Source organism: Hyphomicrobiales bacterium, assembly GCA_030688605.1.
Lineage (GTDB): Bacteria > Pseudomonadota > Alphaproteobacteria > Rhizobiales > NORP267 > JAUYJB01.
Genome location: JAUYJB010000090.1, coordinates 1 through 15,470, shown reverse-complemented (window position 1 = coordinate 15,470; position 15,470 = coordinate 1). Strand labels below are relative to the sequence as shown.

Below are 15,470 nucleotides of genomic sequence, written 5' to 3'. Positions count from 1 at the left end.
GTGTTCACTTCTAAGATATTGAAATATATGTATTATTTGGAAGGAATGGTGCCCAGGGGCGGGATCGAACCACCGACACGCGGATTTTCAGTCCGCTGCTCTACCAACTGAGCTACCTGGGCCCGTGGGTTTGTCCCGTGCGGGCCACGCCCGGTGCGCCGCTCGTCGCGTCCGCGGCCGGCCAGGGGCCACGCCTTATAGGAAATCCCAAAATTCCTGTCTAGAGCGGTTGCCCCTCATATGGAAGCATTTGACCGGCGGCCTGCCGGCGTCGCGGATCAACCGACCGGATCGGCTCTTGCGTCGGCCGCTTTCCGCGCGCCTATCCGCCCGCCTCATCGCCGTTTGCGGCGCCCTCCTCCCTTTTTTCCTCCTCGCCCGGCTCCTCCTCGGCCGCGGGGATCGCATAGCCGCCGGTCAGCCAGCGGTTGAGGTCGATGTTGGCGCAACGCTTCGAGCAGAATGGCCGGTAGCGCGCATCCTGCGCCTTGCCGCAGATCGGGCAGCTTGGCTTGGGGCGTTTGATACGCGCGGACATCGGGTATCGGTCAGGTCTGCAGCCAATTGTCGATGATCGGATAGTGCTCGCTCTCGAGCAGACGCAAGGTCTCGTAGAGCGGCAGGCCGACAACCCCGCTATAGGAGCCCACGAGCTTGACGACGAAGCCCCCCGCCAGGCCCTGGATGGCGTAGCCGCCGGCCTTGCCGTGCCACTGGCTGGATTCCAGATAGGCGTCGATTTCCGCGCTGGTCAGCCGCTTGAAGCGCACCCGCGTCTGCACCAGGCGGGAGCGGAAGGCGCCGCTCGCGGTGACCAGGCAGATCGCCGAATAGACCCGGTGCGCGCGCCCCGACAACATCCGCAGGCAGGTCGCCGCCTCCTCCTTCATGTTCGGCTTGGCGAGCACCCGGCGGCCGATCGCCACCACCGTGTCGGCGGCGAGAATCAGCGCCCCCTTCAGCTCGACGTCGCGCTGGGCATTGCGGTAGGCGACTTCAGCCTTGGTGCGCGCCAGCCGGCCTGCCAGCGTCCGCGGCATCTCGCCCTTGCCCGGCGTCTCGTCGATCGCCGTCGGCCGCAGAAAATCCGGCACGACGCCGGCCTGTTCGAGCAGTGCCAGACGCCGGGGCGAGCCGCTGGCAAGGACGAGTCTCGGCCGCGCGTTTGTCATCTGGCAGTGTGCCCGATCGCTCTAGAGCGGTTCCGCTCTACTTGAATCGATAGGTGATCCGCCCCTTGGTCAGATCGTAGGGTGTCATCTCGACCAGTACCTTGTCGCCCGCCAGCACGCGGATCCGGTTTTTGCGCATGCGCCCGGCCGTATGGGCGATGATCTCGTGGTCGTTCTCGAGTTTGACCCTGAAGGTCGCATTCGGGAGTAACTCGGTGACCGTTCCCGGAAATTCGAGCAACTCTTCCTTGGCCATGAATGTCCTTTCGTCGCTCCTCTTCGACGCCGCCGCGCGAAGGCGCCGCAAAGCTATACAATTCGAGGCGGCTTGTGAACAGCGCAGGTACCGCCTCGGCGACTTCCGCCACCCGTCACACGCTCGGCCCTGGCCGCCAGTCGAAACGCGCCTTGATGCGCTCAGTCAGCTGGTCGCGGACCGCGCGATAGGCGGCAAGCCGCTGCTCGCGGTTGCCGGAGACGTGGCTCGGGTCGATGGTCGGCCAATATTCGACTTCCACCGCCATGGTGCGGGTCAGCTCCAGCGCCTGGTGGTGCGCCTCCGGCGCCAGCGTCACGATCAGGTCGAACAGCGTGTCATGCAGTTCGCCGATCGCGTGCGGCGCATGCCTCGACATGTCGATGCCGATCTCCTCCATCACCGCGACCGCAAACGGGTCGATCTCGCCGGAATGCACGCCTGCGGATTCGACATAGACCCCGCCCGGAAAGAAATGGCGCATCAGAGCAGCGGCCATCGGCGAGCGCACGGCGTTCAGCCTGCACGCGAACAGCACCGCGTCGGGCAACTCGGCGGCCGCCACCCGTCAGCCTTTCCAATGCAAGACGCAGATCAGCGTGAACAGGCGCCGCGCCGTCTCGTAATCGACCTCGATCTTGCCCTTGAGGCGATCGATCAGGATCTGCGTTCCCTCGTCGTGGAGCCCGCGGCGGCCCATGTCGATGGCTTCGATATGGCTCGGCGGCGCCGTCTTGATTGCCCTGTAGTAGCTCTCGCAGACCAGGAAATAGTCCTTGACGATGCGCCGGAACGGCGCCAGCGACAGGATGAAGGACATCTCCTTGCCCCTGCGGGCGGCGACCTGGAAGACGAGGCGCCTGTCGATAATCGACAGTGTCAGCTCATAGGGCCCCTTGCCCCCGCCGACCAGCGCGAACTCATTGCATTCCAGGAGGTCGTAGATCGCCACCTCGCGCTCATGCTCGATCTCGGCTACGGCGCGACCGATGGTGGCCTCGTCGAGCGCAACGCGCACCAGGCGGCGCGCGTCGCCGCCGGCGCCACCCTGCTTCGGCGCCTCCCCCATGCGCTAGTTCCGAGGGATGTTGAGCCGTGCGGCCACGGAGCGCGCGTGCGCCTCCAGCCCTTCGGCGCGCCCGAGCGTGACCGCCGCCGGCCCGATCGCGGCCAGGGAGTCGGCGTCGCATTTCAGGATCGAAGTGCGCTTCATGAAGTCGAGAACATTGAGGCCGGAAGCAAAGCGCGCGCTGCGCGCCGTCGGCAGCACGTGGTTGGGGCCGGCGACGTAATCGCCGACCGCCTCCGGCGTGTAACGGCCGAGAAACATGGCGCCGGCGTTGCGCACCCGGCCCGCCAGCTGCTCCGGGTCGTCGGTGGCGATCTCCAGATGCTCCGGCGCCACCCGGTCGATGAGCGCCACCGCCTCGTCGAGACTTCCGACCTCGATGACCGCTCCCTGGTCGCGCCAGCTCGCCGCCGCGACCTCGGCCCGCGGCAGGGTCTTGAGCTGGCGCTCGACCGCAACCAAGACGGCGTCGGCCAGCGCCACCGAATCGGTGATCAGGATCGACTGGGCGGCCTCGTCGTGCTCGGCCTGCGCCAACAGGTCGATGGCGATCCAGTCCGGGTCGTTGCTGCCGTCGGCGACGATCAGAACCTCGGAGGGTCCGGCGATCATGTCGATGCCGACCTGTCCGAACACCTGCCGCTTCGCCGCCGCCACGTAGACATTGCCGGGGCCGACGATCTTGGCGACCTGAGGGATCGTCTGCGTGCCGTAGGCAAGCGCTGCGACCGCGTGGGCGCCGCCGATCCGGTAGATCTCCTCGATGCCGCACAGATGAGCGGCCGCCGCGAGAACCAGCGGGTTGAGCGCGCCTTCCGGCGCCGGCACCACCATGGCGATGCGCGGGACGCCGGCGACGCGGGCGGGAATCGCATTCATCAGCACCGAGCTCGGATAGGCCGCCGTGCCGCCGGGCACGTAGAGGCCGACGGATTCGACCGCGGTCCATTTGTGGCCGAGCTCGACCCCGTCCGCGTCGACGAAGCGCTCGTCGGCCGGTAGCTGGCGCCGGTGATAGGCTTCGATCCGCCGGCACGCAATGGTCAGCGCCGTCAGCGCCTCCGGATCGACCGCGGAAAGCGCCGCCTCGACCTCCTCCCGGCGGATGCGGAAGTTGCCCGGCTCCAGATCGAGCCGGTCGAACTTGCGGGTATAGGTGATGAGCGCCGCATCGCCGTTGGCGCGCACCGCGGCGATGATCGCCGCGACCTCCGCGTCGATGTCGGCGGCCGTCTCGCGCTTGCGCGCCAACAGGGCGGCAAAGGCGGCCTCGAAGTCCGCGCTGCCGGCTTGCAATCGAACGGCCATTATCGTCCCTGCGATTTGCGTCCGGCTCCGGCGGCCGGCTTGCCCTCGTCGAGCGCGTGCGCCGGCCGCGTGTCCGTTGCCCAGCATGCGCCGAGGTCGCGCAGCGCCGCCTCGATGCATTCGACGTCGAGGCGGACCGTGCCGCCGCCGGCGAAGACCAGCTCGATATGCCCGGCTGGCGGTTCGTTCTCCACGAAACGGATCGCCAGCAGTTCCAGAACCGCGTCGCGCGCCTTGGGATCCAGGTTCCGGGTCTTGACCTTGCGCACGCGATCGAAATGCAGGCCGGTGCGGCGGCGCTCGAAGTTGAGCTGGCGGCGGCGCGGCCTCTGCTCCAGCGCCTGCTCCCAGTTGAAGCGGTTGAGGATTAGCGCGAAGCGCTGCTGGCGGGGTAGATAGGTCATGTCGCCGACGCGCATCACGGCGTCCTGGAGATGGGCCGAAATGACCTCCAGATCCTCCGCGTCGAGCGCGATCAGCTTGAGATGTTCCATGGCTTGTTAGATAGCCCCGTCGGGCGCGTCAGGCAATGACCGCCTGTCCCGTAATCCATGCTTTCGCTCAGCCGGTCAGCCGCTCGATATCGGCGCCGGCGCGGCCGAGCTTTTCCTCGATGCGCTCGAAGCCGCGGTCGAGATGGTAGACGCGGTTGATGATGGTCTCGCCCTCGGCCGCCAGCCCGGCGATGACCAGCGACACAGAGGCGCGCAGATCCGTGGCCATGACCTGAGCGCCCTTGAGGCGGGGAACGCCCCTGATGGTCGCCATTTCGCCGTCGAGTTGGATGTCGGCGCCGAGCCGGACCAGCTCCTGCACGTGCATGAACCGGTTCTCGAAGATCGTTTCGCGGATCTGCGAGACGCCGTCGGCGGTGGCGACCAAGGCCATGAGCTGGGCCTGCAGGTCGGTGGGAAAGCCCGGAAACGGCGCCGTCGCCACCGTGACCGGCCCGAGGCCCGCGCCGTTGCGCTGAACGCGGATGCCGGCATTGGTCTTCGTCACCTCGGCGCCGGCCTCGCCCAGCACCTTGAGCGGCGCTTCTATGAGGTCGCCCCGCGCGCCTTCGAGCACCACGTCGCCGCCGGTCGCCGCGACCGCCATGGCGTAGGTGCCGGTCTCGATGCGGTCGGGCAGCACCGCGTGACGCGCGCCGCCGAGCGCGGCAACGCCCTCGATCCGCAGGGCAGACGTGCCGATGCCGGAGATTCTCGCTCCCATCTTGTTGAGGCACTGGGCGACATCGCCCACCTCAGGCTCGCGCGCCGCGTTTTCGATCACCGTCTCGCCCCGCGCGAGCGTCGCCGCCATCATGACATTGTGGGTGCCGCCGACGGTCACCTTGGGAAAGCGGATGGGAGCGCCGGTCAGGCCCTTCGGCGCGCGGGCCACCACATAGCCGCCATCGACCGAGATGTCGGCGCCGAGCGCCTTGAGCCCCATCAGGTGCAGATCGACCGGCCTGGTGCCGATGGCGCAGCCGCCGGGCATCGACACCCGCGCCTCGCCGCAGCGGGCGAGAAGCGGCCCCAGCACCCAGAAGCTTGCCCGCATCCGCGAGACCATCTCGTAAGGTGCCGTGGTGTCGACGATGTCGGCGGCGGTGAGCCTGTAAATGCGGCCGCGATTGCCGGCATCGCCGGCCCGCTTGCCGTCGACGGCAAGATCGACGCCGTGATTGCCGAGAATGCGCGCCAGCATGTTGACGTCGGCGAGCTCGGGCATGTTTTCGAGCGTCAGCGGCTCCGGCGTCAGCAGGCTCGCGATCATCAGCGGCAGGGCCGCGTTCTTGGCCCCGGAGATGGCGATCGTGCCTTCGAGGCGCCGCCCGCCGCCGATCCTGATCCTGTCCATGCCGTCTCCGTCTTACGCCCGTCGCCCGGTGGGTTTAGCCGAGCCCGCACCGCGCGGCAAGGGCGCCGCCGCGCCTCGCCCTCTCGCCTCGCCGAATTCAGCGCTTCGGCACCTTCTCCTTCGCCGCTTCCTGGCGTGCGCCGCGCGCCCGCTCCTGCGCCTTGCGCCTGGCAAGATTGGCTCTCAAGGCCTTCGCCAGCCGATCGCGGCGATCATCCTTCCTTGCCGGCTTCTTGGCGTTTGCCATCTGCGCCCCATCTTGCTTCATCGCCGCGGCGCGAGGCGCGCTTGCGCGGGCCCCGCCCGTGTGGCAGTTTGCCCCCGCGCCGGTCGGCCCGGCAACACCCCTTTTCGCGCCGCCGTAGCTCAGTGGTAGAGCGCGCCCTTGGTAAGGGCGAGGTCGAGTGTTCAATCCACTCCGGCGGCACCATTCTTCTCAATGACCTGCATCGTTCATGCATTGCTGTTCATGGGTTGCGGAAGCGCTTGGAAAGCACCCTCTTCCGTTCTCGGTCCGGTCGGCCGGGCCGCCACGCGGTCGGATATGTCATGCTCACGAAGGCCCACTTCGATGCGGTTCGGCGGGGCATTGTCAGCCTGCCGGATGCTCGCTAGACAGCCGATGCATCCTCGAGAGAATTGTGCACATGGATCTTGGACTTGAGAATCGACGCGCCGTCGTCATCGGCGGCGGCACGGGCCTGGGTCGGGCTATAGCGGCCGCGCTGGCCGCGGAAGGCGCCGACGTTCACATTGCCGGACGCAATGCCGACGCCTTGGAAAGGGCCGCGGACGAGATCGGCGAAAGCGCCGGGAAACGCCCGGCGCCGATCGCTTTCGACTTGGCAAGGCCCGCCGAGATCGAATCGCTCATCTCGGAAGTGGGCAACGCGGATATCTTGATCAACAATTGCGGAGGCCCGCCCGCGGGACCGGTTGTCGCGGTTACGGACCAGGCTTGGCTCGCGAATTTCGAAACGATGTTTCTCGGCGCCGTCCGCCTGACCCGAGGATTTCTTCCCGGCATGAGGGAGCGCGGCTGGGGCCGCATCCTCACCATTGTGTCGTCCGGCGTCATCCAGCCGATTCCGAATCTGGGCATCTCCAACGCGCTTCGCTTGGCGCTGGTCGGCTGGAGCAAGACGCTTGCCGGCGAAGTCGCCGCCGACGGCGTCACCGTGAACTGCATTGCGCCCGGCCGCATACACACAGATCGCATCGACGAGCTCGATGCCGGCGCGGCGGAGAGACAGGGAAAGTCCATCGAACAGGTGCGCGCGGCGTCGCTGAACACGATACCGGCGGCGCGCTATGGGCATGTCGAGGAGTTCGCCGCCGCCGCCGTGTTTCTGGTGAGCGCGCGGGCAAGCTATCTGACCGGCTCAGTTCACCGCGTCGATGGGGGCTTCATCCGTTCGATTTGAACCGCCGTCGAGCCGATGACGACGGGCCAGTTGCCGCGACCCAATCGGGTTGCAAGTCGCGCGAGATTGAAACACTATCGAGCACAGGACGGTATATTGGGAATTTCGCTTTGTAACGCATAACAACAGTGGAGGAATCAGCATGACTCTGAGGATCAGCCGCCGCACATTCTTCGCCGGCGCCGCTGGCGCCGCCAGTCTGGCCATCGGCGGCAGGGCTTTCGCCCAGGCCGCCGACCGCCAGTACATACTGGCCACCGCCACCACCGGCGGGACCTACTATCCCGTCGGCGTCGCCATCGCCACCCTGACCAAGGTGAAGCTGGAGCCGACGCACAAGGTCTCGCTGTCGGCGATCTCGTCCGCCGGGTCGGGCGAAAACGTCAAGCTGATGCGCGAGAATCAGGCGCAGTTTTCCATTCTGCAGGGTCTTTTCGGCGCCTGGGCGGCGAAGGGAACCGGCATGCTCAAGGCCGATGGCCCGCAGAAGAACATCCGCTCCGTCAGCATGCTGTGGGTGAACGTCGAACATTTCGTGGCCCTCAGCGAATTTGCCAAGACCGGCACCATGGCCGATCTGCAGAACCTGAAGGGCAGGAAGTTCTCGATCGGCGCGCGCAATTCCGGCACCGAAGGCTCCGGGCGCAGCATACTGGCCGGGCTCGGCTACGATACCGACAATCATTTCGATGTCGTCTATATGGGGTACAACCCGACCGCCGACGCGTTGCAGAACGGCACCATCGACGGCGCCAATATTCCCGGCGGCGTTCCGGTGACGGCGGTGACGCAGGCGCTCGCCAATATGGGCGACAAGCTTCGCGTGCTGGACTTCACCGACGACGAGGTGACGCGCAGCAATGGCGATATCGGGGTCGATCTGTGGACCCGCTACGTGATCCCGCCGGATTCATATCCGGGTCAAGCGAAACCGATCAACACGATCTCGCAGCCCAATTTCCTCGCCGTCAACGCCGATGTCGACGAAGAGGCCGTCTACCTCATCACCGAGGCGATCTTCGACGATCTCGGCTTCCTGCAGAACATTCACAAGGCGACCCTGGACATGGCGCTGGAAAAGGCGCTCGCCGGCCTTCCCGCGCCGCTGCACCCCGGCGCGGTCAGGTTTTATCAGGAAAAGGGCATGACCATCGCACCCGCGCTCATGCCGACTTGATGTTGCGTGGCGATGGGTTTTCGACCCGCCGGTGAGCAAGAGAACGGCGGCCTTGCCGGCCGCCGTTCACTTGTCGGTGCGCGCTAAGCGTCCCGCTCAGGACGGCGTCGCGGGCGGCGGCGGCGCGGTGGGCTTACATGAAGACACATGACGGACGAGCGTGAGATTCCCGCCGCTTCCGGCGAGACACCGCCATCGGTGAAAGACGACGCGGACGTCGGCCGCGCGCCGGAACCCGGCGAATTCATCGCCCACGTCCGCGGGGAAAAGTCGTGGGCGGGGCCGATCGTGTTCTGGGCGGGGGTCGGCATCTCGCTGGTGCACATCTATCTCAACACGCTCGGCACCCTGTCCGAGCTGTGGTTCTCGGCGATCCATTTCGCGAGTTTCGGTTTCCTGGCGGCTCTCATCTATCCCCTCGCGCGGGCGCGCCGGCCTGGCGCCGTCGGCGCGATCGCGGCGGTGGATGTCGCGCTCGGGCTGATTGTCGTGGCCTCGGTCGCCGCCTTCTTCATCGGCGAGAACGCGTTCTACGAGCGCGGCTCCTACTTCGTGACGAGGGACTGGATATTCTCGATTCTCGCGGTCTTGATGTGCGTGGAGCTGACGCGCCGCACGACCGGCTGGATCATCCCGACGATGATCGTGCTGTCGCTCACCTATGTCGGGTGGTGGGGGCGTCACGTCACCGGCATCTTCCATTTTCCCGGGCTGACCTGGGAAACAATCCTGTTCCGCAGCTTCTACGGGGACGACGGAATGTTCGGGCTGATTGCCCGCATTTCGTCGACCTACGTGTTCATGTTCATCCTGTTCGGCGGCTTCCTGGTGCGCTCGGGCGCGGGCGACTTCATCATCAACATCGCCCGCATCTCCGCCGGCCGCCTCACCGGCGGGCCCGGCCTGGTCGCGGTGTTCGGCTCGTGCCTGTTCGGCTCGATCTCGGGCTCGGCCGTGGCCAACACCGTCGGCACCGGCGTCATCACCATCCCGCTGATGCGCCGCGCCGGCTACGAGGCGCGCTTCGCCGCTGGCGTCGAGGCCGCCGCCTCCACCGGCGGCCAGCTCATGCCGCCGATCATGGGGGCCGGCGCCTTCGTCATGTCGAGCTACACCCAGATCCCCTATCTCACCATCGTCGCCGTCTCGTTCCTGCCGGCGCTGATGTATTTTCTTTCGGTTGCCTTCTGGGTTCGCATCGAGGCCAAGCGAAAGCGCATCGCCGGGCTGGTCGACGATGACGTCCCCCCGATCGGCCAGGTGCTGCGCGACGGCTGGCATTCGCTGGTGCCGATCGCAGTGCTGGTCGGTTTCCTGATTGCCGGCTATACGCCGACTTACGCCGCCGGTATCGCGATCATCTCGGTCGTGGTCGGCTCCTGGCTCGGCAGCAGCCCCATGGGCGTGCGCGCGGTGCTCGAGGCGCTGGCCATCGGCGCGCGCAACATGACCAGCACCGCGGTGCTGCTGATTTCGGTCGGCATCGTGGTTGGCGTCATCGGCACGACCGGCATCGGCAACACCTTTTCGCTGATGATCGTGAGTTGGGCGCAGGGCAATCTGCTGATCACCATCGTTCTGGTCGCGCTCGCCTCGCTGGTGCTCGGCATGGGGCTTCCGGTGACCGCCGCCTATATCGTGCTGGCAACGCTTTCGGCGCCGGCTCTCTATGAACTGATTACCCGCAACGAACTCATCGTCGCGATTTCCGACGGCCAGGTGCCCGAGATGGCCCGCGCCGTCATCGGCCTTGTCGCCCCCGACAGGATCGCGGCGATAGGCCTGCCGATGGATCTCGGCGCCGCCAAGGCGCTGGTCGCCGCCATCCCGATGGAAATGATGCGGCCGGTCGTCGAGCAGACGCTGTCGCCGGCCTATCTGACCGCGGCGTTGCTTTCGGCGCACATGATCATTTTCTGGCTGTCGCAGGACAGCAACGTCACGCCGCCGGTTTGCCTCACCGCCTTCGCCGCCGCAGCAATCGCCAAGACGCCCCCCATGGCAACCGGATTCACCGCCTGGAAGATCGCCAAGGGGCTCTACATCGTACCGCTGCTGTTCGCCTATACGCCGTTCCTGGTCGGCGACATCTGGCAGTCGCTGATGATCTTCTCGTTCGGCACCATCGGCATCTACTGCCTGTCGGGCGCCTGGGCAGGCTTCCTCGAAGGCCCGCTGCCGCACTGGGCACGGCCGATCCTCGCCGGCATCGGCGTGCTGCTGCTGTGGCCCAACCACCCGCTGTGGAACGTCGGCGGTCTTGTCATTTTCGCGCTGTTCATGACCATCAGCATATTCGCCGAGCGGCGGGCGGCACGGCGCGCCATGAGGCCGATGAGCTGATCGCCGCCGCCATGGCCGCAATGCTGCTCGACGAAGCAATCCCTCCCGCTGCCGAGCGATATCCTCCTCAAGGCGGTCTGCGAGAAGATCGGCGCCCTGCCGAAGAAGGAGCGGAACCGGCTTCACCATACGCTTGCCGGCATCCGCAACTATGTCGGCATCGTCGAAGACGCCATCGCCGAGGCGGCGAGCCTTGCTCCCGATGTCGGGGACGCATCCTTTCTGCCCGAGCCTCCGCCCGTGCCGCTCCCATCCGGTACCGATATCGCGGATTTTCCTGCCGTCCCGCGGCGCGCGCGGCGGCTGGACAAGGTGGCGTTTGTATGCTGCCTTGGTCCGCCTTGTCTACCTTGGTCGATGCGTTCGACGGGGCCGGTTTCGCGCCGTATGGGCGGCGTTCAGACGGGAGGGAAGCATTCCATGGCGGGAGCTGATTCGGGCGGATATTGGGGCAAGACCAGGCGGCTTGCGGGGATCACATTGGCGATCTGGGCGTTCTTCGCCATCGTCATCCACTTCTTTGCCGTGCCGCTCAACGGCTTCACGGTCCTCGGCTTCCCGCTCGGCTTCTACATGGCCGCACAGGGCTCGCTCGTCGCCTTCGTGGTCCTGGTCTTCTGGTTCGCCGCGCGCCAGGATGCCATCGACCGTGAATATGGCGTCGCCGAAGACGACTGACGGGACGGCGTCATGGCGAACGGCACGGGCAGCGGGGACATCGAAGGCAATCTCGGCAGGGTCTACGCGATCTATACCAGCGTCTTTGCCGCGTTCGTCATCCTGATGGCGATTCTCGAGCAGATCGGCGTCTCCGAGCGGGTGATCGGCTATCTGTTCATCATCGTCACGCTGGTGCTATACGCCGGCATCGGCGTCATCGCGCGGACGGTGCAGATTTCCGAATATTTCGTCGCCGGCCGGCGCGTTCCCGCCTTCTATAACGGCGTCGCGGCGGCGGCGAGCTGGGTTTCCGGCGGCGCTTTCGTCGGCATCGCGGGCTCGCTCTACGTGCTCGGCTATGACGGGCTTGCCTTCGTCATCGGCCTCAGCGGCGGCTTCGTGCTGCTCGCCGTGCTGATCGCGCCTTATCTGCGCAAGCTCGGCGCCTATACGGTCCCCGACTTCCTGGCCGCCCGCTTCGGCGGCGACATCGTCCGCATTGCCGGCGTCGTCGTGCTGGTCTGCTGCTCCGTCGCCTTTCTGACGGCGCAGCTGCAATGGACCGGCATCATCGTCTCGCGCTTCCTGGGCATGACCTTCCAGACGGCGATCGTCATCGGCCTGATCGGCATTCTTCTGTGCTCGGTTCTCGGCGGCATGCGGGCGGTGACCTGGACCCAGGTGGCGCAATATATCGTCCTGTTCGCCGCCTTTCTCGCGCCGGTGATCATCCTGTCGGCGCAGCACTATGCCGTTCCGATCCCGCAACTGACCTACGGCGCCGCCTTGCAGGAGATCACGGCGCTGGAGACGAACATGGCCGTCCAGGGTCTGGTCGAACCAAGCCAGCTCAAGCCGTACCTGACCCCTTTCACGAACTATGATCCGGCCAACTTCTTCCTCCTGATTCTCTGCCTGATGGCCGGCACGGCGTCGCTGCCGCACCTGCTGATGCGCTACGTCACCACGCCGAGCGTGCGCGAGGCCCGCAAGTCGGTCGGCTGGTCGCTGCTGTTCGTCTTCCTCCTTTTCTTCACCGCGCCTGCTTATGCCGCCTTCGCCAAGCTCGAGGTCTATCAGAGCGTTATCGGCGCAAGCCTCGACGCTCTGCCCGATTGGATCTACGCCTTTGGGCGGATCGGACTGGTGCAGGTTTGCGGCGCCGATGCCACCGCCGTTACCGCGATCAAGGCGGCCTGCGCGGCCCTCGGCAACGCCGACGGGCTCCTGCACCTGAGCGATCTGTCGATCGACCGCGATGTCATCGTCATCGCGACGCCGGAGATCGCGGGCCTGCCCTATGTGATCGCCGGTCTGGTGGCCGCCGGCGGCCTCGCCGCCGCCCTCTCGACGGCCAACGGCCTCCTCATCGCCGTCGCCAACACGCTGAGCCACGATGTCCACTACAACCTGGCCGATCCCAAGGCCTCGACGGCGCGGCGGCTGGTCGTCGCCCGGGCGCTGGTGATCGCGGTCGCCGTCGCGGCCGCGTGGCTCGCCACCGCCAATCCGCTCGACATCCTGTCGACGGTCGCCTGGGCGTTCTCGCTGGCCGCGGCCGGCAACCTCCCGGCGCTGGTGCTCGGCGTCTGGTGGAAGCGCTGCACGCGCGAGGGCGCCATCGCCGGCATGTTGACGGGCTTTGCCGTCAGCCTGTTCTACCAGATCTTCACCCAATATGGCGGCATGGGCGAGTGGTTCGGCGTCAGAAACGTCTCGGCGGCCGTCTTCGGCCTGCCGATCGGCTTCGCCACCATCTATGTGGTGAGCCGGCTGACGCCGGAGCCGTCACGGGAGATCGAGGATTTCATCGACGAAATCCGCACCCCGCGCGGCGAGACCATGGTCGATGCAACACGCAAGAAGGGCGCCGCCTGATCGCGTCGATCCTGCCCTGAATGAAGCAAACGGGAGGTGTCAGCCGCGACGGCGGCTGCGGGCGCGGGAGAGGGGAAAATGGGCCGGGCGCAAGATCCCCGCCAGGACGCCGGTCAACCATGTTCTGAGGTCCGGCAGCGCCGCGATGAAGGCTCGCCAGCCGTCGCTCTGCTGCTCTCTGGTCAGGTTTCGGCACATGTGGCAAGGATAGGACCTAGACGGCGACGCTGTCCAGGAAGCTTTCGACCCGTTGCTCCAGCTTGACGGCGGCCGATTCGACCGCCTCCGAGGCCGCCAGCACCGTGGCCGCGGCGCTGCGCGTCTCGTTCACCGCGTTGGTGACCTCGTCGAGAACGCCGACGACCACCTTCGTTCCCTCGGCCGCGCCGGACACGTTGCGCGATATCTCGCCGGTCGCGGTGCTCTGCTCTTCGAGCGAATCGGCCACCGCCGAGGTGTGGCGGTTGATTTCCTGCATGCGCTCGGTATTGCGCCGGATGGCTTCGACGGCGCTGGTGGTCGAGGTCTGCACGGCGGCGATCTGCACCGAGATCCGCTCGGTCGCTGCCGCGGTTTGAACGGCGAGCGACTTCACCTCGGAGGCGACCACGGCGAAGCCCCGGCCGGCTTCGCCCGCGCGCGCGGCTTCGATGGTGGCGTTGAGAGCGAGCAGATTGGTCTGTTCGGCGATGTCGCGGATCAGATTGACCACGTCGCCGATCTCCTGCGTCGCCTGCATCAGCCGGTTGATCTCCTCGTTGGTGCTGTGCGCTTCGCTCACCGCGAGCTTGACCAGTTCCGCCGCCTGGCCGACCTGCCGGCCGATCTCGGTGATCGACCCCATCAGCTCCTCCGCCGCCACCGCCGCGGCGGCAACATTGGCCGATGCCTCGTCCGAGGTGTGGACGGCGCTTGCGGTACGCTCGGAGGTTTGACCGGACGATTGCGACAGCTTCACCGCGGTCGACTTCATCGCCGTCGTGCTGTCGCTCACCGTCCGCAGGACCTTCTCGACGCTCTCGCTGAATGATGTGATCGCCGCTTCGATCGCCATGCGGCGGCGCTCTTGCTCGGCAAGCGAGGCGCTTTTCCGTTCCGCTTGAATCCGCTCGGTAATGTCGTCATGGGTGCCGACCCAGTAACTGCCGCCCTTGATCGCCCGGTTGACGACCGAGACCGCGCGTCCGTCCGGCGTTTCGACGATCCGGCTCATCCCGCCCTTCTCCCTGATCGAGGCGAGGATCTCGGCGCGATATTGCTCCGGCTCGATATCCAGGCTGCCGGTCAGTTTCCGATTCTTGATGACGTCCAACAGCGTGCATCCGGGCTTCACGATGTCGCGCGACAGGCCGTACATTTCGATATAGCGCTCGTTGCGGACGACAAGGCGCTCGGAGGAATCGAACATGACCACCCCTTGCGTCATGTTGTTGAGCGCAATGGTGAGCAGGACGCTGTCGTCGCCCAGCGCATAGCGGCCCGTTGAGCGCATCCGTCTCAAGAAATAGACGGCGGCAAGTCCAACCAGCACAATAACGGCCACACCGGCGGCGATGAGGCCCCAGTCGTACCCGATTGCCGGTTCCGTCGGAATCACGGTGATGCATCTCCTCGTTCGACCAATCCTGCGCCTTATTCAATTCAAAAATGGTTAACCGGCACTTGCCGCATGACCCGATATCAACGCCCAACGCCGCCCCGGCGGTCGCTGGTCCGTGATGAGGGCAGATAAGTTATTGGAATCATTGAGGTCAAAAGATGTGTGAATCCGATAGCCTTGACGGGGGATGGATGCGAGGCGTTGGCGCGCGCTGAACCGCGCCTTACGCGAAGCCGGGTGGGGGGTGTGGCGGCGCCTCGTCTTCACCCCCCGTTAACCGTGATTATCGAAACCGAACTCGTTTTTTCGCGGTTTTCCGCTAATCCCACCCAAAAGTTATCCCCGCTCTGCGGAGCGCCCTTAGACTCGGACCCATCCCCAGCCCGGGGGCCGGCGTGGCTAGTCCGTCTGGCAGCGTGGGCGGGGGAGCGGTGCCCGCGGCGATGAGTGGAGTTTAACGGGCTCCTCGCCCCGGGCGTGCCTTGCCCGACCCTGGAGCACTACGACTCCAGCGCCAGAGAGCTACGCGTGAGACCCACGCGGAAGACGTGGGCGGGAAGATCGGAAAGACACCGCGCGCGGGCGTCGCAACGTCGCCCCATTGAGTACTCGTGAGTACTCGCTCTATCGCGGCGCTGCGGCGCTCGCGCGAGGCCCCGCTCTGTCCGGGGCCGGAGGAAAGAAAGCAAACCCCGGATCGATCCAGATCGCGGCAACGGCGAAGCTCGGCCT

General features: G+C 66.3%; 15 protein-coding genes and 2 tRNA genes. 6 read left to right on the top strand and 11 right to left on the bottom strand.

The window, feature by feature from the left end; genetic code table 11:
• Nucleotides 1-46 precede the first annotated feature (46 nt).
• From Q8P46_10100 to Q8P46_10055, 10 genes are all read right to left on the bottom strand, one after another.
• Nucleotides 47-122, bottom strand: a tRNA-Phe gene (locus Q8P46_10100).
• Nucleotides 123-322: 200 nt separating this feature from the next.
• Nucleotides 323-538: a DNA gyrase inhibitor YacG gene (gene yacG, locus Q8P46_10095; protein ID MDP2620510.1), complete on the bottom strand. Its 216-nt coding sequence runs from the start codon at nucleotides 536-538 to the stop codon at nucleotides 323-325.
• Between the two features lie 10 nt (nucleotides 539-548).
• The gene (locus Q8P46_10090; GenBank protein MDP2620509.1) at nucleotides 549-1,172 is read right to left on the bottom strand and encodes a Maf family nucleotide pyrophosphatase; all 624 of its coding nucleotides are present in this window, start codon (nucleotides 1,170-1,172) and stop codon (nucleotides 549-551) included.
• A 37-nt stretch (nucleotides 1,173-1,209) separates the two neighbouring features.
• The gene (infA, locus tag Q8P46_10085) at nucleotides 1,210-1,428 is read right to left on the bottom strand and encodes a translation initiation factor IF-1 (protein ID MDP2620508.1); all 219 of its coding nucleotides are present in this window, start codon (nucleotides 1,426-1,428) and stop codon (nucleotides 1,210-1,212) included.
• 115 nt (nucleotides 1,429-1,543) lie between these two features.
• The gene (locus tag Q8P46_10080) at nucleotides 1,544-1,993 is read right to left on the bottom strand and encodes an arsenate reductase ArsC (protein ID MDP2620507.1); all 450 of its coding nucleotides are present in this window, start codon (nucleotides 1,991-1,993) and stop codon (nucleotides 1,544-1,546) included.
• Between the two features lie 3 nt (nucleotides 1,994-1,996).
• Entirely contained in the window at nucleotides 1,997-2,497 is a 501-nt protein-coding gene (locus tag Q8P46_10075; protein ID MDP2620506.1) for a UPF0262 family protein, read from the bottom strand.
• Between the two features lie 3 nt (nucleotides 2,498-2,500).
• Complete coding sequence (gene hisD / locus Q8P46_10070) at nucleotides 2,501-3,805, bottom strand: histidinol dehydrogenase (protein MDP2620505.1); 1,305 nt, start codon at nucleotides 3,803-3,805, stop codon at nucleotides 2,501-2,503.
• Entirely contained in the window at nucleotides 3,805-4,299 is a 495-nt protein-coding gene (locus Q8P46_10065; protein MDP2620504.1) for a DUF2948 family protein, read from the bottom strand. Before Q8P46_10065 ends, hisD begins: the two co-directional genes overlap by 1 nt.
• A gap of 67 nt (nucleotides 4,300-4,366) precedes the next feature.
• Nucleotides 4,367-5,656 (bottom strand): UDP-N-acetylglucosamine 1-carboxyvinyltransferase, encoded by a 1,290-nt coding sequence (gene murA / locus Q8P46_10060; GenBank protein ID MDP2620503.1) that lies wholly within the window; start codon nucleotides 5,654-5,656, stop codon nucleotides 4,367-4,369.
• Nucleotides 5,657-5,753: 97 nt separating this feature from the next.
• Nucleotides 5,754-5,903: a hypothetical protein gene (locus Q8P46_10055; protein ID MDP2620502.1), complete on the bottom strand. Its 150-nt coding sequence runs from the start codon at nucleotides 5,901-5,903 to the stop codon at nucleotides 5,754-5,756.
• A gap of 108 nt (nucleotides 5,904-6,011) precedes the next feature.
• On the opposite strand from Q8P46_10055, the gene Q8P46_10050 reads away from it, so the two are divergent.
• The 6 genes from Q8P46_10050 (at nucleotide 6,012) to Q8P46_10025 (ending at nucleotide 13,138) form a co-directional block, all read left to right on the top strand.
• A tRNA-Thr gene (locus Q8P46_10050) sits at nucleotides 6,012-6,086 on the top strand.
• A gap of 217 nt (nucleotides 6,087-6,303) precedes the next feature.
• Complete coding sequence (locus tag Q8P46_10045; GenBank protein MDP2620501.1) at nucleotides 6,304-7,080, top strand: SDR family oxidoreductase; 777 nt, start codon at nucleotides 6,304-6,306, stop codon at nucleotides 7,078-7,080.
• 142 nt (nucleotides 7,081-7,222) lie between these two features.
• Nucleotides 7,223-8,257 carry a TAXI family TRAP transporter solute-binding subunit gene (locus Q8P46_10040; protein MDP2620500.1) on the top strand — a complete coding sequence of 345 codons (1,035 nt, stop codon included), beginning with the start codon at nucleotides 7,223-7,225 and terminating at the stop codon, nucleotides 8,255-8,257.
• A 147-nt stretch (nucleotides 8,258-8,404) separates the two neighbouring features.
• Nucleotides 8,405-10,600 carry a TRAP transporter fused permease subunit gene (locus tag Q8P46_10035; protein MDP2620499.1) on the top strand — a complete coding sequence of 732 codons (2,196 nt, stop codon included), beginning with the start codon at nucleotides 8,405-8,407 and terminating at the stop codon, nucleotides 10,598-10,600.
• A gap of 420 nt (nucleotides 10,601-11,020) precedes the next feature.
• Nucleotides 11,021-11,278, top strand: a complete 258-nt coding sequence (locus Q8P46_10030; protein ID MDP2620498.1) for a DUF4212 domain-containing protein — start codon at nucleotides 11,021-11,023, stop codon at nucleotides 11,276-11,278.
• A 12-nt stretch (nucleotides 11,279-11,290) separates the two neighbouring features.
• Entirely contained in the window at nucleotides 11,291-13,138 is a 1,848-nt protein-coding gene (locus Q8P46_10025) for a VC_2705 family sodium/solute symporter (protein MDP2620497.1), read from the top strand.
• A gap of 214 nt (nucleotides 13,139-13,352) precedes the next feature.
• Here the strand turns inward: Q8P46_10025 and Q8P46_10020 are convergent, their stop codons facing one another.
• The gene (locus Q8P46_10020) at nucleotides 13,353-14,735 is read right to left on the bottom strand and encodes a methyl-accepting chemotaxis protein (GenBank protein ID MDP2620496.1); all 1,383 of its coding nucleotides are present in this window, start codon (nucleotides 14,733-14,735) and stop codon (nucleotides 13,353-13,355) included.
• Nucleotides 14,736-15,470: the final 735 nt, after the last annotated feature.

Excerpts from the sequence above, each read along its gene's own strand:
- yacG (MDP2620510.1), bottom strand. The coding sequence starts at position 538 with ATGTCCGCGCGTATCAAACGCCCCAAGCCAAGCTGCCCGATCTGCGGC.
- Q8P46_10090 (MDP2620509.1), bottom strand. The coding sequence starts at position 1,172 with ATGACAAACGCGCGGCCGAGACTCGTCCTTGCCAGCGGCTCGCCCCGG.
- infA (MDP2620508.1), bottom strand. The coding sequence starts at position 1,428 with ATGGCCAAGGAAGAGTTGCTCGAATTTCCGGGAACGGTCACCGAGTTA.
- Q8P46_10075 (MDP2620506.1), bottom strand. The coding sequence starts at position 2,497 with ATGGGGGAGGCGCCGAAGCAGGGTGGCGCCGGCGGCGACGCGCGCCGC.
- hisD (MDP2620505.1), bottom strand. The coding sequence starts at position 3,805 with ATGGCCGTTCGATTGCAAGCCGGCAGCGCGGACTTCGAGGCCGCCTTT.
- Q8P46_10065 (MDP2620504.1), bottom strand. The coding sequence starts at position 4,299 with ATGGAACATCTCAAGCTGATCGCGCTCGACGCGGAGGATCTGGAGGTC.
- murA (MDP2620503.1), bottom strand. The coding sequence starts at position 5,656 with ATGGACAGGATCAGGATCGGCGGCGGGCGGCGCCTCGAAGGCACGATC.
- Q8P46_10055 (MDP2620502.1), bottom strand. The coding sequence starts at position 5,903 with ATGGCAAACGCCAAGAAGCCGGCAAGGAAGGATGATCGCCGCGATCGG.
- Q8P46_10045 (MDP2620501.1), top strand. The coding sequence starts at position 6,304 with ATGGATCTTGGACTTGAGAATCGACGCGCCGTCGTCATCGGCGGCGGC.
- Q8P46_10040 (MDP2620500.1), top strand. The coding sequence starts at position 7,223 with ATGACTCTGAGGATCAGCCGCCGCACATTCTTCGCCGGCGCCGCTGGC.
- Q8P46_10035 (MDP2620499.1), top strand. The coding sequence starts at position 8,405 with ATGACGGACGAGCGTGAGATTCCCGCCGCTTCCGGCGAGACACCGCCA.
- Q8P46_10030 (MDP2620498.1), top strand. The coding sequence starts at position 11,021 with ATGGCGGGAGCTGATTCGGGCGGATATTGGGGCAAGACCAGGCGGCTT.
- Q8P46_10025 (MDP2620497.1), top strand. The coding sequence starts at position 11,291 with ATGGCGAACGGCACGGGCAGCGGGGACATCGAAGGCAATCTCGGCAGG.